14 protein-coding genes are annotated in these 14,421 nt (G+C 45.3%); all 14 read left to right on the forward strand.

What is annotated here, in order from left to right; all coding sequences use genetic code 11:
* Window positions 1-119 precede the first annotated feature (119 nt).
* Window positions 120-1,382: a serine hydroxymethyltransferase gene (gene glyA, locus NST62_RS01650; protein ID WP_141602187.1), complete on the forward strand. Its 1,263-nt coding sequence runs from the start codon at window positions 120-122 to the stop codon at window positions 1,380-1,382.
* Between the two features lie 532 nt (window positions 1,383-1,914).
* Window positions 1,915-2,544, forward strand: coding sequence for a uracil phosphoribosyltransferase (gene upp / locus NST62_RS01655; protein ID WP_342463059.1), 630 nt, complete (start codon window positions 1,915-1,917; stop codon window positions 2,542-2,544).
* Window positions 2,545-2,936: 392 nt separating this feature from the next.
* Entirely contained in the window at window positions 2,937-4,061 is a 1,125-nt protein-coding gene (gene wecB / locus NST62_RS01660) for a UDP-N-acetylglucosamine 2-epimerase (non-hydrolyzing) (RefSeq protein WP_141602189.1), read from the forward strand.
* Window positions 4,062-4,480: 419 nt separating this feature from the next.
* Entirely contained in the window at window positions 4,481-4,852 is a 372-nt protein-coding gene (locus tag NST62_RS01665; RefSeq protein WP_342463060.1) for an ATP synthase subunit I, read from the forward strand.
* Window positions 4,853-4,880: 28 nt separating this feature from the next.
* A complete protein-coding gene (atpB, locus tag NST62_RS01670) occupies window positions 4,881-5,606 on the forward strand; it encodes a F0F1 ATP synthase subunit A (protein ID WP_141602191.1) in 726 nt (241 codons plus the stop codon).
* Window positions 5,607-5,685: 79 nt separating this feature from the next.
* Window positions 5,686-5,898, forward strand: coding sequence for a F0F1 ATP synthase subunit C (gene atpE / locus NST62_RS01675; RefSeq protein WP_016837239.1), 213 nt, complete (start codon window positions 5,686-5,688; stop codon window positions 5,896-5,898).
* Between the two features lie 220 nt (window positions 5,899-6,118).
* Window positions 6,119-6,640, forward strand: a complete 522-nt coding sequence (gene atpF, locus NST62_RS01680; RefSeq protein WP_141602240.1) for a F0F1 ATP synthase subunit B — start codon at window positions 6,119-6,121, stop codon at window positions 6,638-6,640.
* Window positions 6,637-7,173: a F0F1 ATP synthase subunit delta gene (locus NST62_RS01685; protein ID WP_328216009.1), complete on the forward strand. Its 537-nt coding sequence runs from the start codon at window positions 6,637-6,639 to the stop codon at window positions 7,171-7,173. The genes atpF and NST62_RS01685 overlap by 4 nt, the downstream gene beginning before the upstream one ends.
* A 27-nt stretch (window positions 7,174-7,200) precedes the next feature.
* Window positions 7,201-8,712 (forward strand): F0F1 ATP synthase subunit alpha, encoded by a 1,512-nt coding sequence (gene atpA, locus NST62_RS01690; RefSeq protein ID WP_141602193.1) that lies wholly within the window; start codon window positions 7,201-7,203, stop codon window positions 8,710-8,712.
* A 75-nt stretch (window positions 8,713-8,787) separates the two neighbouring features.
* A complete protein-coding gene (gene atpG, locus NST62_RS01695; protein ID WP_342463061.1) occupies window positions 8,788-9,654 on the forward strand; it encodes an ATP synthase F1 subunit gamma in 867 nt (288 codons plus the stop codon).
* A 48-nt stretch (window positions 9,655-9,702) separates the two neighbouring features.
* Complete coding sequence (atpD, locus tag NST62_RS01700; protein WP_141602195.1) at window positions 9,703-11,118, forward strand: F0F1 ATP synthase subunit beta; 1,416 nt, start codon at window positions 9,703-9,705, stop codon at window positions 11,116-11,118.
* A 25-nt stretch (window positions 11,119-11,143) separates the two neighbouring features.
* Window positions 11,144-11,551 carry a F0F1 ATP synthase subunit epsilon gene (locus tag NST62_RS01705; protein ID WP_141602196.1) on the forward strand — a complete coding sequence of 136 codons (408 nt, stop codon included), beginning with the start codon at window positions 11,144-11,146 and terminating at the stop codon, window positions 11,549-11,551.
* Between the two features lie 230 nt (window positions 11,552-11,781).
* Window positions 11,782-12,009, forward strand: coding sequence for a DUF1146 family protein (locus tag NST62_RS01710; RefSeq protein ID WP_181733228.1), 228 nt, complete (start codon window positions 11,782-11,784; stop codon window positions 12,007-12,009).
* A 406-nt stretch (window positions 12,010-12,415) separates the two neighbouring features.
* The gene (gene murA / locus NST62_RS01715) at window positions 12,416-13,741 is read left to right on the forward strand and encodes a UDP-N-acetylglucosamine 1-carboxyvinyltransferase (RefSeq protein WP_141602197.1); all 1,326 of its coding nucleotides are present in this window, start codon (window positions 12,416-12,418) and stop codon (window positions 13,739-13,741) included.
* The last annotated feature ends 680 nt before the right edge of the window (window positions 13,742-14,421 follow it).

Here is a 14,421-nt window from a genome sequence, read left to right on the forward strand (position 1 = left end):
AATGTTTTATAGTAATTAGGAATTTATATAGGAAAAACTTTCATTTCATGATGACAGAACTTGCTGGATTTATCCAATAAATCTTTCAATGAAAATAAAAATTAATAGGAGGATCATTAATGGCTTACGAAAAACTGGCAGCTCAAGACAAAGCGGTTCTTGAAGCAATTCTGAATGAAAAGAAACGTCAACAAGAAAACATCGAATTGATCGCATCGGAAAACATCGTGTCCGAAGCGGTGATGGAAGCGCAAGGCTCCGTGCTTACAAACAAATATGCGGAAGGGTATCCTGGAAAACGCTACTACGGTGGCTGTGAATTCGTCGATGTAGTGGAAGATATCGCACGCGAACGCGCGAAAGAACTGTTCGGCGCCAAATTTGCGAACGTGCAGCCACACTCCGGCGCACAGGCGAACATGGCGGTTTATTTCTCCGTATTGCAGCCCGGCGACACGGTATTGGGCATGAACTTGGCGCACGGCGGCCACTTGACGCACGGTTCCCATGTCAACTTCTCCGGAATCCAATACAATTTCGTTGAATATGGCGTAACAAAAGATACAAATGTCATCGACTATGAAGATGTGCGCCAAAAAGCGTTGGAACATAAGCCAAAATTGATCGTGGCAGGGGCATCCGCATATCCCCGTGTCATTGATTTCAAAAAATTCCGTGAAATCGCCGATGAAGTGGGCGCCTACTTCATGGTGGACATGGCCCACATCGCTGGTCTTGTAGCTGCCGGCGAACATCCATCTCCGGTGCCATATGCGCATTTTGTGACAACGACAACGCACAAAACATTGCGCGGCCCTCGCGGCGGATTAGTGTTGACGAACGATGAAGAATTGGCCAAAAAAATCGATAAAGCGGTATTCCCTGGCATCCAGGGCGGTCCGTTGATGCACGTCATCGCCGCAAAAGCGGTAGCGTTCGGCGAAGCATTGCAGCCGGAATTCAAGGAATACGCAAAACAAATCAAGAAAAATGCGCAAGTGCTTGCGGAAACATTGCTTGCGGAAGGCTTGGAAATCGTATCCGGCGGAACGGACAACCACTTATTGCTTGTGAATGTGAAATCCGTCGGCCTCACGGGCAAAGTGGCAGAAAAATTATTGGATGAAGTGAAAATCACGGTGAACAAAAACTCCATCCCATTTGATGAAGAGAAGCCATTTGTCACATCCGGCATCCGCATCGGAACGCCTGCCATCACTACACGCGGCTTCAAAGAAGAAGATGCGAAAGAAGTCGGCCTGATCATCGCGAAAGTCTTGAAAAATCCGGAAGACGAAGCGGTGAAAGAAGAAGCGCGCGCCCGCGTAAAAGCATTGACAGACAAATACCCAATCTATGAGGATTTAGTGGTAGGAAAATAATCGTTTCGCTCGTTTTGAAAGAGAATTTGGGCTGGGCATCGGCTCAAGTTCTCTTTTTTATTTTGGGCAGGATTGGGAGGGGAGGAAGTTGCGGAGTTCATGTTCCTGGGGCCGGAAGAATTCCCAATTGGCGGATAAGATGGTGATTTTGGCGGATATCGGGCTGCAGGAAAGAGGAAAAAATCAGGTTGGCGGATAAATGTGAATTCGGCGGATATCCAGCCCAAACTGGCGGATATTGAAAACAGGAACGGCGGCTTCCGCATCGCATCCAATATCCGGAAAAATAAATTTCCAATAACTCCCTACAATTCCATCAAACCCGTACATAATTCATGAAAAGTTTTGCAAAAAATACCGAATTTCTTCTATTAAATATATACACACTAGAAAAATGAAAAGTGTGTTAAGGCTTCGAATATTGGTTTTCGAATGAAGGGTTTTTTGTTATACTAGTTTGGATAAAGTGGGACCATTGTGGCCACTTCGGGTCCGTATCGACTTTACAATAAAGAAGTTAGGAGCGAAATGCATGAGCAGAGTATATGTTTTTGACCATCCATTAATCCAACACAAGTTAACGTATATTCGCGATAAAAACACAAGCACAAAAGAATTTCGTGAATTGGTTGACGAAGTAGCCACTTTGATGGCGTTCGAAATTACCCGCGATTTGCCATTGAAAGAAATCGAAATCGAAACACCGATCACAAAAGCGAAAACGAAAGTGCTCGCGGGCAAAAACATCGCCCTCGTGCCGATTTTGCGCGCGGGAATCGGCATGGTGGACGGCGTATTGAAATTGATTCCTACTGCAAAAGTGGGCCATATCGGCTTATACCGCGATCCGGAAACATTAAAACCGGTGGAATACTACGTGAAACTTCCGCAAGATGTGGAAGAGCGCGAATTCATCGTAGTGGATCCGATGCTTGCGACAGGCGGTTCCGCAATCGAAGCGATCAATGCATTGAAAAAACGCGGTGCGAAAAACATCAAATTCATGTGCCTGATTGCCGCTCCGGAAGGCGTGGAAGCATTGCAAAAAGCCCATCCGGATGTGGACATTTTCATTGCGGCGCTCGACGAAAAATTAAATGAACACGGCTACATCGTTCCAGGATTGGGCGATGCAGGAGACCGCCTCTTCGGAACAAAATGATCTTTTGATCCGTCAAGGCAAATTGAAGCGGTCCAGCATGTCGCGGGCCGCTCCGGGGACAAGCGGTTCGTCAAAAAAGAGTCAGGGCTGGGCCAATCCAAAACATGGAATGCGAAGCCATTTCCATTCGCAACGAATGAATAGCATGCGGAAGCAGCCGGACATTTTGCTGTTTGGCGATGCATTTCAACACATGCGCGAATCAGACCCAAGACAACGAAAACGCTTGGATAGCACGAAATAAACCAAAGAAGCAAGGCGTCCTTCAATCGAAGGGCGTTTTCCACTGTTCTCGCAAATTGCAATATGGAAAACCTTTCGGCGACTGGCAAATAGCTGCCGATCCACCCACCCAATAATCTTCTCACCTACCAAGAAGGGAGTACCATCCAATGCAAAACAAAATCAAAGTCATGACCATCTTCGGAACAAGACCTGAAGCCATCAAAATGGCGCCGGTTGTGCTGGAGCTGGAAAAACATCAGGACCAAATCGAATCCATCGTGACGGTGACGGCTCAGCACCGGCAAATGCTCGACCAGGTGCTGGAAACCTTCGACATTACGCCCGACTATGACCTGAACATCATGAAAGACCGGCAAACCCTTGTCGATGTCACGGTCAATGCGCTCCAAGGCCTGGATAAAGTCATGAAAGAAGCCAAACCGGACATCGTGCTGGTCCATGGCGATACGACCACGACCTTCGTCGGAAGCCTGGCCGCCTTCTACAACCAGATTGCCATCGGACATGTAGAAGCGGGGCTCAGAACGCACAACAAATATTCGCCATATCCGGAAGAAATGAACCGGCAATTGACGGGCGTGATGGCGGATCTGCATTTTGCGCCGACGGAACAATCAAGACAAAACCTGCTGAAGGAAAACAAAGATCCCGGCACGATTTTCGTCACAGGCAACACGGCCATTGACGCGTTAAAAACGACAGTCAAAGAACACTACACGCATCCGATCCTCGAAAAAATCGGAAGCGACCGCATGATCCTCTTAACCGCCCATCGCCGGGAAAATTTGGGGGATCCGATGCGCCATATGTTCCGCGCCATCAAACGGCTTCTTCAGGAACATGAAGACGTGCAGGTGGTGTATCCGGTCCACTTGAATCCGGCGGTAAGGGAAGTGGCCAACGAAATTTTGGGCGATGATCCGAGAATCCATCTGATCGAACCGTTGGAAGTGTTCGATTTCCATAACTTTGCCGCCCGATCCTATATGATTCTCACCGATTCGGGAGGCGTGCAGGAAGAGGCGCCGTCCCTCGGGAAACCGGTGCTGGTCCTAAGGGATACGACGGAGCGCCCTGAAGGCATTGCGGCAGGCACGTTGAAACTTGCGGGAACAAATGAAGAAAACATTTACCGCCTGGCCAAAGAATTGCTGGAAGATGAAGAAGAGTACAACAAAATGGCCAAAGCATCCAATCCATACGGCGACGGCTTCGCTTCCAGAAGAATCGTGGATGCTTTATTGACATACTTCCATGAAAAGAAGCAATAATTCTACTATTAAAATAGAATAAAAATCTAAAATAAATAATTATACCAAAGATAAACTATATCTAAAACTTCTTTCTTTCGGGGAATTTGTCAATATTTTGACAAAATAGTATCGGTGTGAAGTTTTTCACTAAAACAGATTGACATGAAAAAATCCCTATTGTATGCTTACAAAGTGTATGAATGTATAAGGGATTCTTTTACAAAATGATACGCAAACCCTTGTGGTATCAAGTTTCTACTACACAGGCAGTGGGAACGTGGGAAGAGATTTTTCATATGCTGGAAGAGACTGAATACAAGAGATGGGAAAGGGTAAAAATACTTAGCGGTAAAAAATTTTGCCCTTTTCGAGCGAAATTTGTAAAAAAATTATCAATATTCCGCTGAATGAACAAAAAGATTCAGGAGATTAAATCAATGCTGGATTTGCACCGTATTTTCGAAAAGCAGAAAAAAGGTCTATTTTTTTTGCTTGCCCTATGCGTGTCGGGATGGTTTTTCACCTCATATCCGACGATTTTTGCAGGAATAGGGATCGGTGCGGTTTTTGGCACTTACAACTTCTGGATTCTTGTCCGCAGGATGGACAAGTTCGACCGTTCCTATCAGGAAGGAAAGCGGATATCTCTTGGTTCAGGGCTGCGCTTTGCTTCTGCAATCGCGGCAGTCGCAATACCGAACGCGTTCCCGGAATACTTCAATGTTGTTAGCTCAGTTATTGGGTTAATGATACCTTATGTCTTCCTCTTCATCGAGGCTTTATATAGTTTATTTAAAACCGAAAAATAGGACATTGAAAGTGAGGTGAGTGCAGGAAATGGATCATGGAGCACCGGAAGTCACTCTTCATGTAGGCAGTCTTCCAATCACATTTAACTTAGCCACTGTCTTAACTCTACTTGTTTCAGCGACTATTGTATTTATCATCGCGTTCATCTCAACAAGAAACTTGCAGTTGAAACCAACAGGCATGCAAAACTTCATGGAATGGGTCATGGACTTTGTCAAAGGCATCATCAAAAGCAACATGGACTGGAAAACAGGTGGGCGTTTCCATGTATTGGGCATCACGCTCATTATGTTCATCGCCGTTGCGAACATGCTTGGTCTCCCATTCTCAGGCATTGTGATTCACGGTGATTTATGGTGGAAATCGCCGACGGCAGATCCAGTGGTGACTTTGACGCTGGCATCAATGGTAACTGTACTGGCAACATTCTATGGTATTAAATTACACGGTGTGGGACATTATTTCAAAACATTTGTCCAACCAAAATCTTTCCTATTGCCTTTGAAAATCATCGAAGAGTTCGCAAACACATTAACTCTCGGTTTGCGTCTCTATGGTAACATCTACGCAGGTGAAATCCTGTTGGGATTGCTTGCCGGAATGGCCGGCGGCGGATTCTTGGGATTCCTCGGTGCCATCATCCCAACAATGGCATGGCTGGGATTCTCAATCTTCGTAGGATTTATCCAAGCCTTTGTATTCACAATGTTGACAATGGTTTATTTATCTCACAAAGTGAGCAAAGACCATTAATTTATAAATTCATAGTGTTCTTACATTATGATTTATTACCAAAATCAAAAAAACAAAAAATTCAAGGAGGAAATATAAAATGGGTCTTTTAGCAGCAGCAATTGCAATTGGTTTAGCAGCATTAGGTGCAGGTATTGGTAACGGTTTAATCGTATCTCGTACAGTTGAAGGTATCGCTCGTCAGCCTGAAGCGCGCGGTGTACTTCAAACTACAATGTTCATCGGGGTAGCGTTAGTAGAAGCCTTACCAATCATCGCAGTAGTTGTTGCGTTCATCGTAATGAACCGATAATTGGTTCCATGTGGCGAAGGATGACTTTTCTGCAGAAACTTCGCCATTCCTTTTATTTTTAATGTTTAACCGGTAGATTTTTTTAGAACAATGACTGATAGAAAACACTTTCGAAGACATGAATGTTTAAGATAAATGAACGGCTCTCTTCAACTGGAAAATGGACTGAAGCAGGGCAGGTATATTGGATTCTGAAGCTCTTGAAGGGAGTGAAACAATCGTGAATTTTGAATATTTGGTATTGGGTTCAAGTTCAGAATTGATCAACTTAGGAGATATCATTGCGACATTAGTAATCTTCACAATTTTGATGTTATTGCTAAAAAAATTCGCCTGGGGTCCATTGATGGGCATCATGCAACAACGTGAAGAGTTGGTTGCAAGCGAAATCGAAGCGGCTGAAAACGCTCGCAAAGAAGCGGCAAAAGCGTTGGAAGAACAAAAAGCCCTATTAAAAGAAGCGCGCACTGAAGCTTCCAAAATCATCGAAAGCGCGAAAAAGCAAGCTGAGGCGCAACGCGAAGAAATCGTGGAAGCCGCCCGCCAGGAAGCAAGCCGCCTGAAAGAATCAGCGGTGCGCGAAATCGAAACGGAAAAAGAAAAAGCGATCGCCGCATTGCGCGAAGAAGTGGTATCACTTTCTGTTCTTGCGGCATCCAAAGTGCTTGAAAAAGAAATTTCTGAAGAAGACAATAGTGCATTAATTAAAGAAACGATTGCTAAGGCAGGAGAAGCGGAATGAGCAAGTATTCTGTAGCGAAGCGCTATGCCGCGGCACTCTTCTCCGTTGCTAAAGATCAAAACGTTGTCGAAGAAGTGAACCAAGATCTACAGGAAATCGCGAAAGTGATCAATGAGAACCGCGACTTCCTTGCACTATTGACAAACCCGAAGTTTTCTTCAGAACGCAAAAAAGAAATTCTATCCGATCTTTTCAAAGAAGCAAATCCGATTTTGCTCAATACGCTCAAACTTTTGGTGGATAAAAAACGCATTCGTGACTTAGCGGCAATTGCAGAGGCATTCAAAGCGTTGACAGCAGAAGCCCAAGGCACTGCGGAAGCTACAGTATACTCCACTCGCGAATTGACAGAAGAAGAGAAGAAAGGCATCTCTGCTTCCTTTGCGAAACTTGTTGGCAAAGAAACATTGAACATCACAAATGTAATCGATCCAAAAGTCATCGGTGGCGTTCGTGTTCAAATTGGCAACATCATTTTCGATAACACTGTAGCAAGCAAATTGGAAAATCTCAGACGAACGTTAGTTGGTTAATAAATAGAAAAGTGAGAGGTGACATTCATGAGCATCAAGGCTGAAGAAATCAGCGCTCTGCTTAGAAAGCAGATTGAAAACTACCAATCTGAATTAGAAGTAAACGAAGTTGGTACTGTAATCACTGTCGGTGACGGTATCGCACGCGCTCATGGCCTCGACAACTGTATGGCAGGAGAACTTGTTGAGTTCGAAAATGGTGTTATGGGTATGGCTCAAAACCTAGAAGAAGGCAACGTCGGGATCGTTATTCTAGGTAACTACCTTGGCATCAAAGAAGGCGATACAGTTCGTCGCACAGGTCGCATCATGGAAGTTCCTGTTGGTGAAGAACTAATCGGCCGCGTTGTAAACCCACTCGGTATTCCGGTGGATGGAAAAGGCCCTATCAATACAACTAAAACTCGTCCAATCGAAAGCCCTGCTTTCGGCGTAATGAAACGTAAATCCGTTCATGAACCATTGCAAACAGGTATCAAAGCGATCGACGCATTGGTGCCGATCGGCCGTGGTCAACGTGAGTTAATCATCGGTGACCGCCAAACTGGTAAAACATCCATCGCGATCGACACAATCTTGAACCAAGCTGACCAAAACATGATCTGTATCTACGTTGCAATCGGTCAGAAAGAATCTACGGTTCGTACGGTTGTTGAAACACTGCGCAAACACGGCGCTTTGGATTACTCCATCGTCATCACGGCGTCAGCTTCCCAACCGGCTCCATTATTATACTTGGCGCCATATGCCGGTGTATCAATGGCTGAATACTTCATGTTGCAAGGCAAACACGTATTGATCGTATACGATGATCTTTCTAAACAAGCGGCGGCATACCGTGAGCTTTCATTGCTATTACGTCGTCCTCCAGGCCGCGAAGCTTATCCGGGTGACGTATTCTACTTGCACAGCCGTTTGCTTGAACGCGCTGCAAAATTGAGCGACGACATGGGTGCAGGTTCCATCACGGCGCTTCCATTCGTAGAAACGCAAGCAGGGGACATTTCCGCGTACATCCCAACAAACGTAATCTCTATCACAGACGGACAAATTTTCTTGCAATCCGACTTGTTCCACTCCGGTGTACGTCCAGCGATCAACGCCGGTCTATCCGTATCCCGCGTAGGTGGTGCCGCGCAAATCAAAGCGATGAAAAAAGTTGCCGGTACGCTTCGTCTTGACTTGGCAGCATACCGTGAACTTGAAGCGTTCGCCCAATTCGGTTCCGATTTGGATAAAGCGACTCTTGCAAAACTTGAACGCGGTAAACGTGCGGTTGAAGTATTGAAACAGGACTTGAACAAACCGATCAAAGTGGAATACCAGGTCGCAATCCTTTACGCATTGACTCGCGGTTACTTGGATGATATTCCGGTAAAAGACATCCGCCGATTCGAAAACGAATTGTACAGCTGGTTAGATGTAAACCACACTCACATTTTAGAGCATATTCGTACGACTAAGGATCTTCCATCCGACGAAGATTTCCATGCGGCTCTTACTGAGTTCAAAAAACAATTTGCGAAATCAGAAGAATAATCTTTCAGTCCCACTGAAAGAACTTCTGATCGCCAGTACGAATGATGACTAAAATGAAAAGGTGGTGAAATACCAGTGGCAAAAAACTTGCGCGATATTAAAAAGCGGATCACAGCGACTCAAAAAACAGGGCACATCACTAAAGCGATGCAAATGGTGTCCGCTTCGAAGAAAACGAGAGCGGAAGAAAACGCGAAAGCTTATGTTCCTTACATGGAGAAAGTGCAGGACGTAGTGGCATCCATCGCAGCAGCCGCACCGGATGTCACTCATCCAATGCTGGTGGCCCGCCCTGTGAAAAAGACAGGTTACATCGTTATCGGTTCTGACCGCGGGTTGGCCGGTCCTTATAACGCCAACGTGATTCGTGAAATGTCACGTGCCATTCAAGAACGGCATAAATCCAATGACGAGTATGTGATTTTATCAATCGGTCGTGTACCTACAGAATATTTCAAACGGCATGGCATGAATGTAGTGGACAGCGTTGTCGGCTTGCCTGACCAGCCTTCTTTTGCCCAAATCAAACAAATCGTACGCAAAGCTGTTGGTATGTTCGCTGATGGTACATATGACGAACTCTATATGTACTACAACCACTATGTCAGCGTGATTTCACAAGTCGTGACGGAGAAAAAAGTATTGCCGATCACGGATTTGGCTCCGGCAACAGAAGGCCTTCATGCAACGTATGAATTTGAGCCAAGCGCAGAAGCGATTTTGGAAGTATTGCTTCCTCAATATGCGGAAAGCTTGATTTACGGTGCATTGCTCGATGCCAAAGCAAGTGAACATGCAGCGCGTATGACTGCCATGAAAACGGCGACAGATAACGCGAACGAACTTATTCGCACACTTACACTCGAATACAACCGTGCTCGTCAAGCATCAATCACTCAGGAAATCACAGAAATTGTCAGCGGAGCGGAAGCCATCAAATAGGCTGGCTCCTTGCTTTTGTATAAATGTACGATAGGAGGGTACACAGGAATGAACAAAGGACATGTCATTCAAGTAATGGGTCCGGTTGTTGACGTACGTTTCCCAAACGGACAATTACCAAATATTTATGACGCGTTAAAAGTTGACATCAATCGTCCTGGTGAAGAAACGGTTACTTTGACATTGGAAGTAGCATTGCACCTAGGAGACGACACTGTCCGTACAATCGCCATGGCTTCAACAGACGGCCTTCAACGTGGCGCTGAAGTAACAAATACAGGTGCTCCAATCTCTGTTCCAGTAGGTGAAGTAACACTGGGCCGCGTATTCAACGTGCTTGGTGAACCAATCGATGAAAAAGAAGATATTCCGGCTGAAGCCCGCCGCGATCCAATTCACCGCGAAGCGCCTAAATTCGAAGAACTTTCTACAAAAGTTGAAATCCTTGAAACAGGTATCAAAGTTGTTGACTTATTGGCACCTTACATCAAAGGTGGTAAAGTAGGTCTGTTCGGTGGTGCCGGAGTAGGTAAAACGGTATTGATTCAAGAATTGATCCACAACATCGCACAAGAACACGGTGGTATTTCTGTATTCGCTGGTGTAGGTGAACGTACTCGTGAAGGTAACGACTTGTACCATGAAATGAGCGATTCCGGCGTTATTTCGAAAACTGCCATGGTATTCGGACAAATGAACGAACCGCCTGGTGCGCGTATGCGCGTTGCCTTGACTGGTTTGACAATGGCGGAATACTTCCGTGATGAGCAAGGACAAGACGTGCTATTGTTCATCGACAACATCTTCCGCTTCACGCAAGCAGGTTCCGAAGTATCAGCCCTACTTGGCCGTATGCCATCTGCCGTTGGTTACCAACCAACACTTGCGACAGAAATGGGTAACTTGCAAGAACGGATCACATCTACAAATAAAGGTTCCATCACATCCATCCAAGCGATTTACGTACCAGCCGACGACTATACTGACCCGGCTCCGGCGACAACATTCGCTCACTTGGATTCTACAACAAACCTTGAACGTAAACTTTCTGAGATGGGTATTTACCCTGCGGTGGACCCGCTTGCATCTACATCCCGTGCATTGGCGCCTGAAATCGTAGGCGAAGAACACTATCAAGTAGCTCGCGGCGTACAGCAAACATTGCAACGTTACCGTGAATTGCAGGACATCATCGCCATCCTTGGTATGGATGAATTGTCTGAAGAAGATAAGAAGATCGTTGAACGTGCTCGTCGTATCCAATTCTTCTTATCACAAAACTTCCACGTTGCAGAACAGTTCACTGGCCAACCTGGATCATACGTTCCAGTGAAAGACACAGTGCGCAGCTTCAAAGAAATCTTGGAAGGCAAATATGACCACTTGCCAGAAGATGCATTCCGTCTAGTAGGAAGCATTGAAGACGTAATCGAAAAAGCGAAAGCAATGGGCGTAGAGGTATAATGTTTCGGACGGAGGAGGAAATTAAATGAGCACAGTTCAAGTCAATATTGTCACTCCGGACGGCCCAGTCTACGATGCTGAAGTCGCAATGGTAATTGCAAAAACGATTTCTGGGGAAATCGGTATTCTCCCAGGCCACATTCCGTTAGTGGCGCCGCTTGAAATCAGTGCGGCAACTTTGAAATTCCCGGACGGTTCCAAAAAAGTAGTAGCCGTTGGCGGTGGCTTTATTGAAGTTCGTCCAGATAAAATCTCAATCTTATCTCCAGCTGCTGAAGTTGCAGAAAACATCGATATTGCTCGTGCGAAAGAAGCGAAACGGAGAGCGGAAGAACGTCTTCGCAGCAAATCCGATGATGTTGACTTCAAACGCGCTGAAATTGCTTTGAAACGTGCAATCAACCGTATCAAAGTCTACGAGGAAAACGTTTAATAAGAAGCGGGCAGTCTGACTGTCCGCTTTTTCTCTTGCTTGACATGGAATATTTTTACTTGTTTTGAAAAGTCATTTTTCCGCGGAATGCTGAATAAGTTAATAGATGTGGCGTTATTATACCTATTTATATAGCAAAAGAAATGACAGTTTTTGAGAAGCAGGGATCCGTTTGAACGAAAAAGAAAGGAGGAGCGCGGATGCTGACATCGGCCGATGTGTATCAATCAATGGGCATACAGGCGGCAATCGGAATCATTTCCCATTTGATTTTCATTGTCATTGCCTGGTATGCGTTGCAATCACTTCGATTGGATGTGGTGTTCAAAAAAGGGAAGACCTTCCAAATCCAGTTGATGTATATTCTTTTGAGCATCGCTTTAGGTTATACCGTTTCAAAATTCTTCTTGGATTTTACGGGGTTGTCGCAGCAATTGCCGTATATCTTTACAAGGTGATCGGACAATGTTTTGGCCCCTGTTCTCAGAGGGGCATTTCAGCAGTCAATACGCATTTTCCCCTTCGACTATATATGGTTTGTAAGGGCAAATGCCGAATTTGGATGCTTTTGTCGTTACAACACATATACCTTGTTATTTCCTGGGCAATCATGTAGATAGGTTTGCAACAAAATAGACATAAAAATATGAAAAAGTTAGGAATTTTTAATATTTCGGAAAAATTCACCATAAATCGCCGTTGTGCGTAATATATAATTGTAGATATATGTTGAAAAATATTTAAAAATAGGTTTATTAGTCACTTGTAAAATAAAGAAAGAAGCATTACTATTGATATGGTTTGTTTTTTAGTTGTCTAGTTTCGATAGACATTTTGTGATAAATGGATTCGGAGGGACGATTTGTGGAGAAAATGATTGTTACAGGAGGCAGAAGATTACAAGGAAAAGTCAAAATAGAAGGGGCAAAAAATGCCGTATTGCCGATTTTGACTGCTTCATTGCTAGCTTCTAAGAATACGAGCGTAATCAAAGACGTCCCAAACTTAGCGGATGTTCATACGATAAATGAAGTATTGAAAAGTTTGAATGCGGAAGTAAAATACAACGTTGAAGATAACGAGATTCATATAAATGCAGAAAAAACTTTACGAAGCGAGGCACCTTTTGATTATGTCAGTAAAATGCGCGCCTCAATTTTAGTGATGGGTTCCCTTTTGGCAAGGAACGGCTATGCGCGTGTGGCGATGCCGGGCGGGTGCGCCATAGGATCTCGGCCGATCGAGCTGCATTTAAAAGGGTTTGAAGCAATGGGCGCGAAAATTTCGACAGGCCATGGCTATGTCGAAGCGAAAGCGAACGGACGTTTAAGAGGGGCAAATATCTATTTGGATTTTCCGAGCGTTGGCGCAACAGAGAATATTATGACTGCCGCTGCACTGGCGGAAGGGACGACAGTGATTGAAAACGCGGCAAAAGAGCCGGAAATCGTGGACTTGGCAAATTTCATCAACAAAATGGGAGGCCGTGTCACAGGGGCCGGAACGGACACCATCCGCATCGAAGGCGTAAAAGAACTTCATGGTACGACACATCATGTGATTCCTGACCGGATCGAAGCGGGGACTTTCATGGTGGCGGCGGCGATTACCCGCGGCGATGTGTACATCGAAAACGTGATTCCGGAACATTTGACGGCGTTGATTGCCAAGATGCGCGAAATGGGTGTAGAAATCACTGAAAACGGTTCAGGCATCCGGGTGCGGGCGAACGATCCGTTGAAAGCGGTGGATGTGAAAACGATGCCATATCCGGGATTCCCGACCGACATGCAGGCGCAAATGATGGCGTTGATGTTGACGGCACATGGAACGAGCATCATTACCGAAACGGTATTCGAAAACCGGTTCATGCATGTGGAAGAGTTTCGCCGCATGGGTGCGTCCTTGAAAATCGAAGGCCGATCCACGTTTATTGAAGGTCCGGTGAAGTTGCAAGGCGCGGAAGTCGCAGCGACGGATTTGCGCGCGGCAGCGGCATTGATTCTGGCGGGATTGGCAACGGATGGCGTCACGCGTGTAACGAAACTGTATCATTTGGACCGCGGTTATGTGGATTTCGAGAAGAAACTGCGTGCGCTGGGGGCGGATATTGAACGCGTATCCGGCGATATCGTGGAAGTAGATTCGAAGGATTCAAATGTTGCCACAGGAACAACGCTGAATGTTTAAGATTTGAATCTTACGGGGGCATTCTATTTTTCTAATGTACGATATGTCGAATAGAAGCGATTTATTCCTAAAATATGGGTGAAAACGGCAAAATCTTGTTCGCGAGGTTTTGTCGTTTTTCATTTTCCGGAAAATATTTTGCGGAGATGCAGGGGAGTTTGTGAGGAAGGCCTCAGGAAGAGGATGAGAAATATGGTGGTTTATGTGCCCAAGCCGGGGTGATAAGTGGCAAAAGTGGAGGGTTTATGTGCCCAAGCAGGGATGGTAGGTTCCCGAGTAGAGGGTTTATGCGCCCGAGCAGGAAATATTATATGCCCGAGCAGGGAAGGCAAGTGCCCGAGTAGAGGACTTATGTGCCCAAGAAAAGCAATTAAGTGCCCAAGCCGGGGTTCTAAGTGCCCAAGAGGAAATGCTATATGCCCGGGCGGAGGAAATAAATGCCCAAGCCGGAATGTCAAATGCCCGTTCAGAGAACCTGAATGCCAAAAGAGGTATAATACACGGCTTATTAGATATGATTTTGGGCCTTCCTGATAAAATATCTGAATACATCCTAAGCGGATTAATCTAAACTAACCGAAATTACTTAAGTAACTAGCATTTCATAATAAGCGCTAAGTTTTCGGGAGTACGGCAGCTCCCTCTTTATCCTGCACGAGATATAGGAGAACGATGAAATA

The sequence above is a fragment of the Ureibacillus sp. FSL K6-8385 genome (assembly GCF_038593155.1).
GTDB classification, from domain to species: Bacteria; Bacillota; Bacilli; order Bacillales_A; family Planococcaceae; genus Ureibacillus; species Ureibacillus terrenus.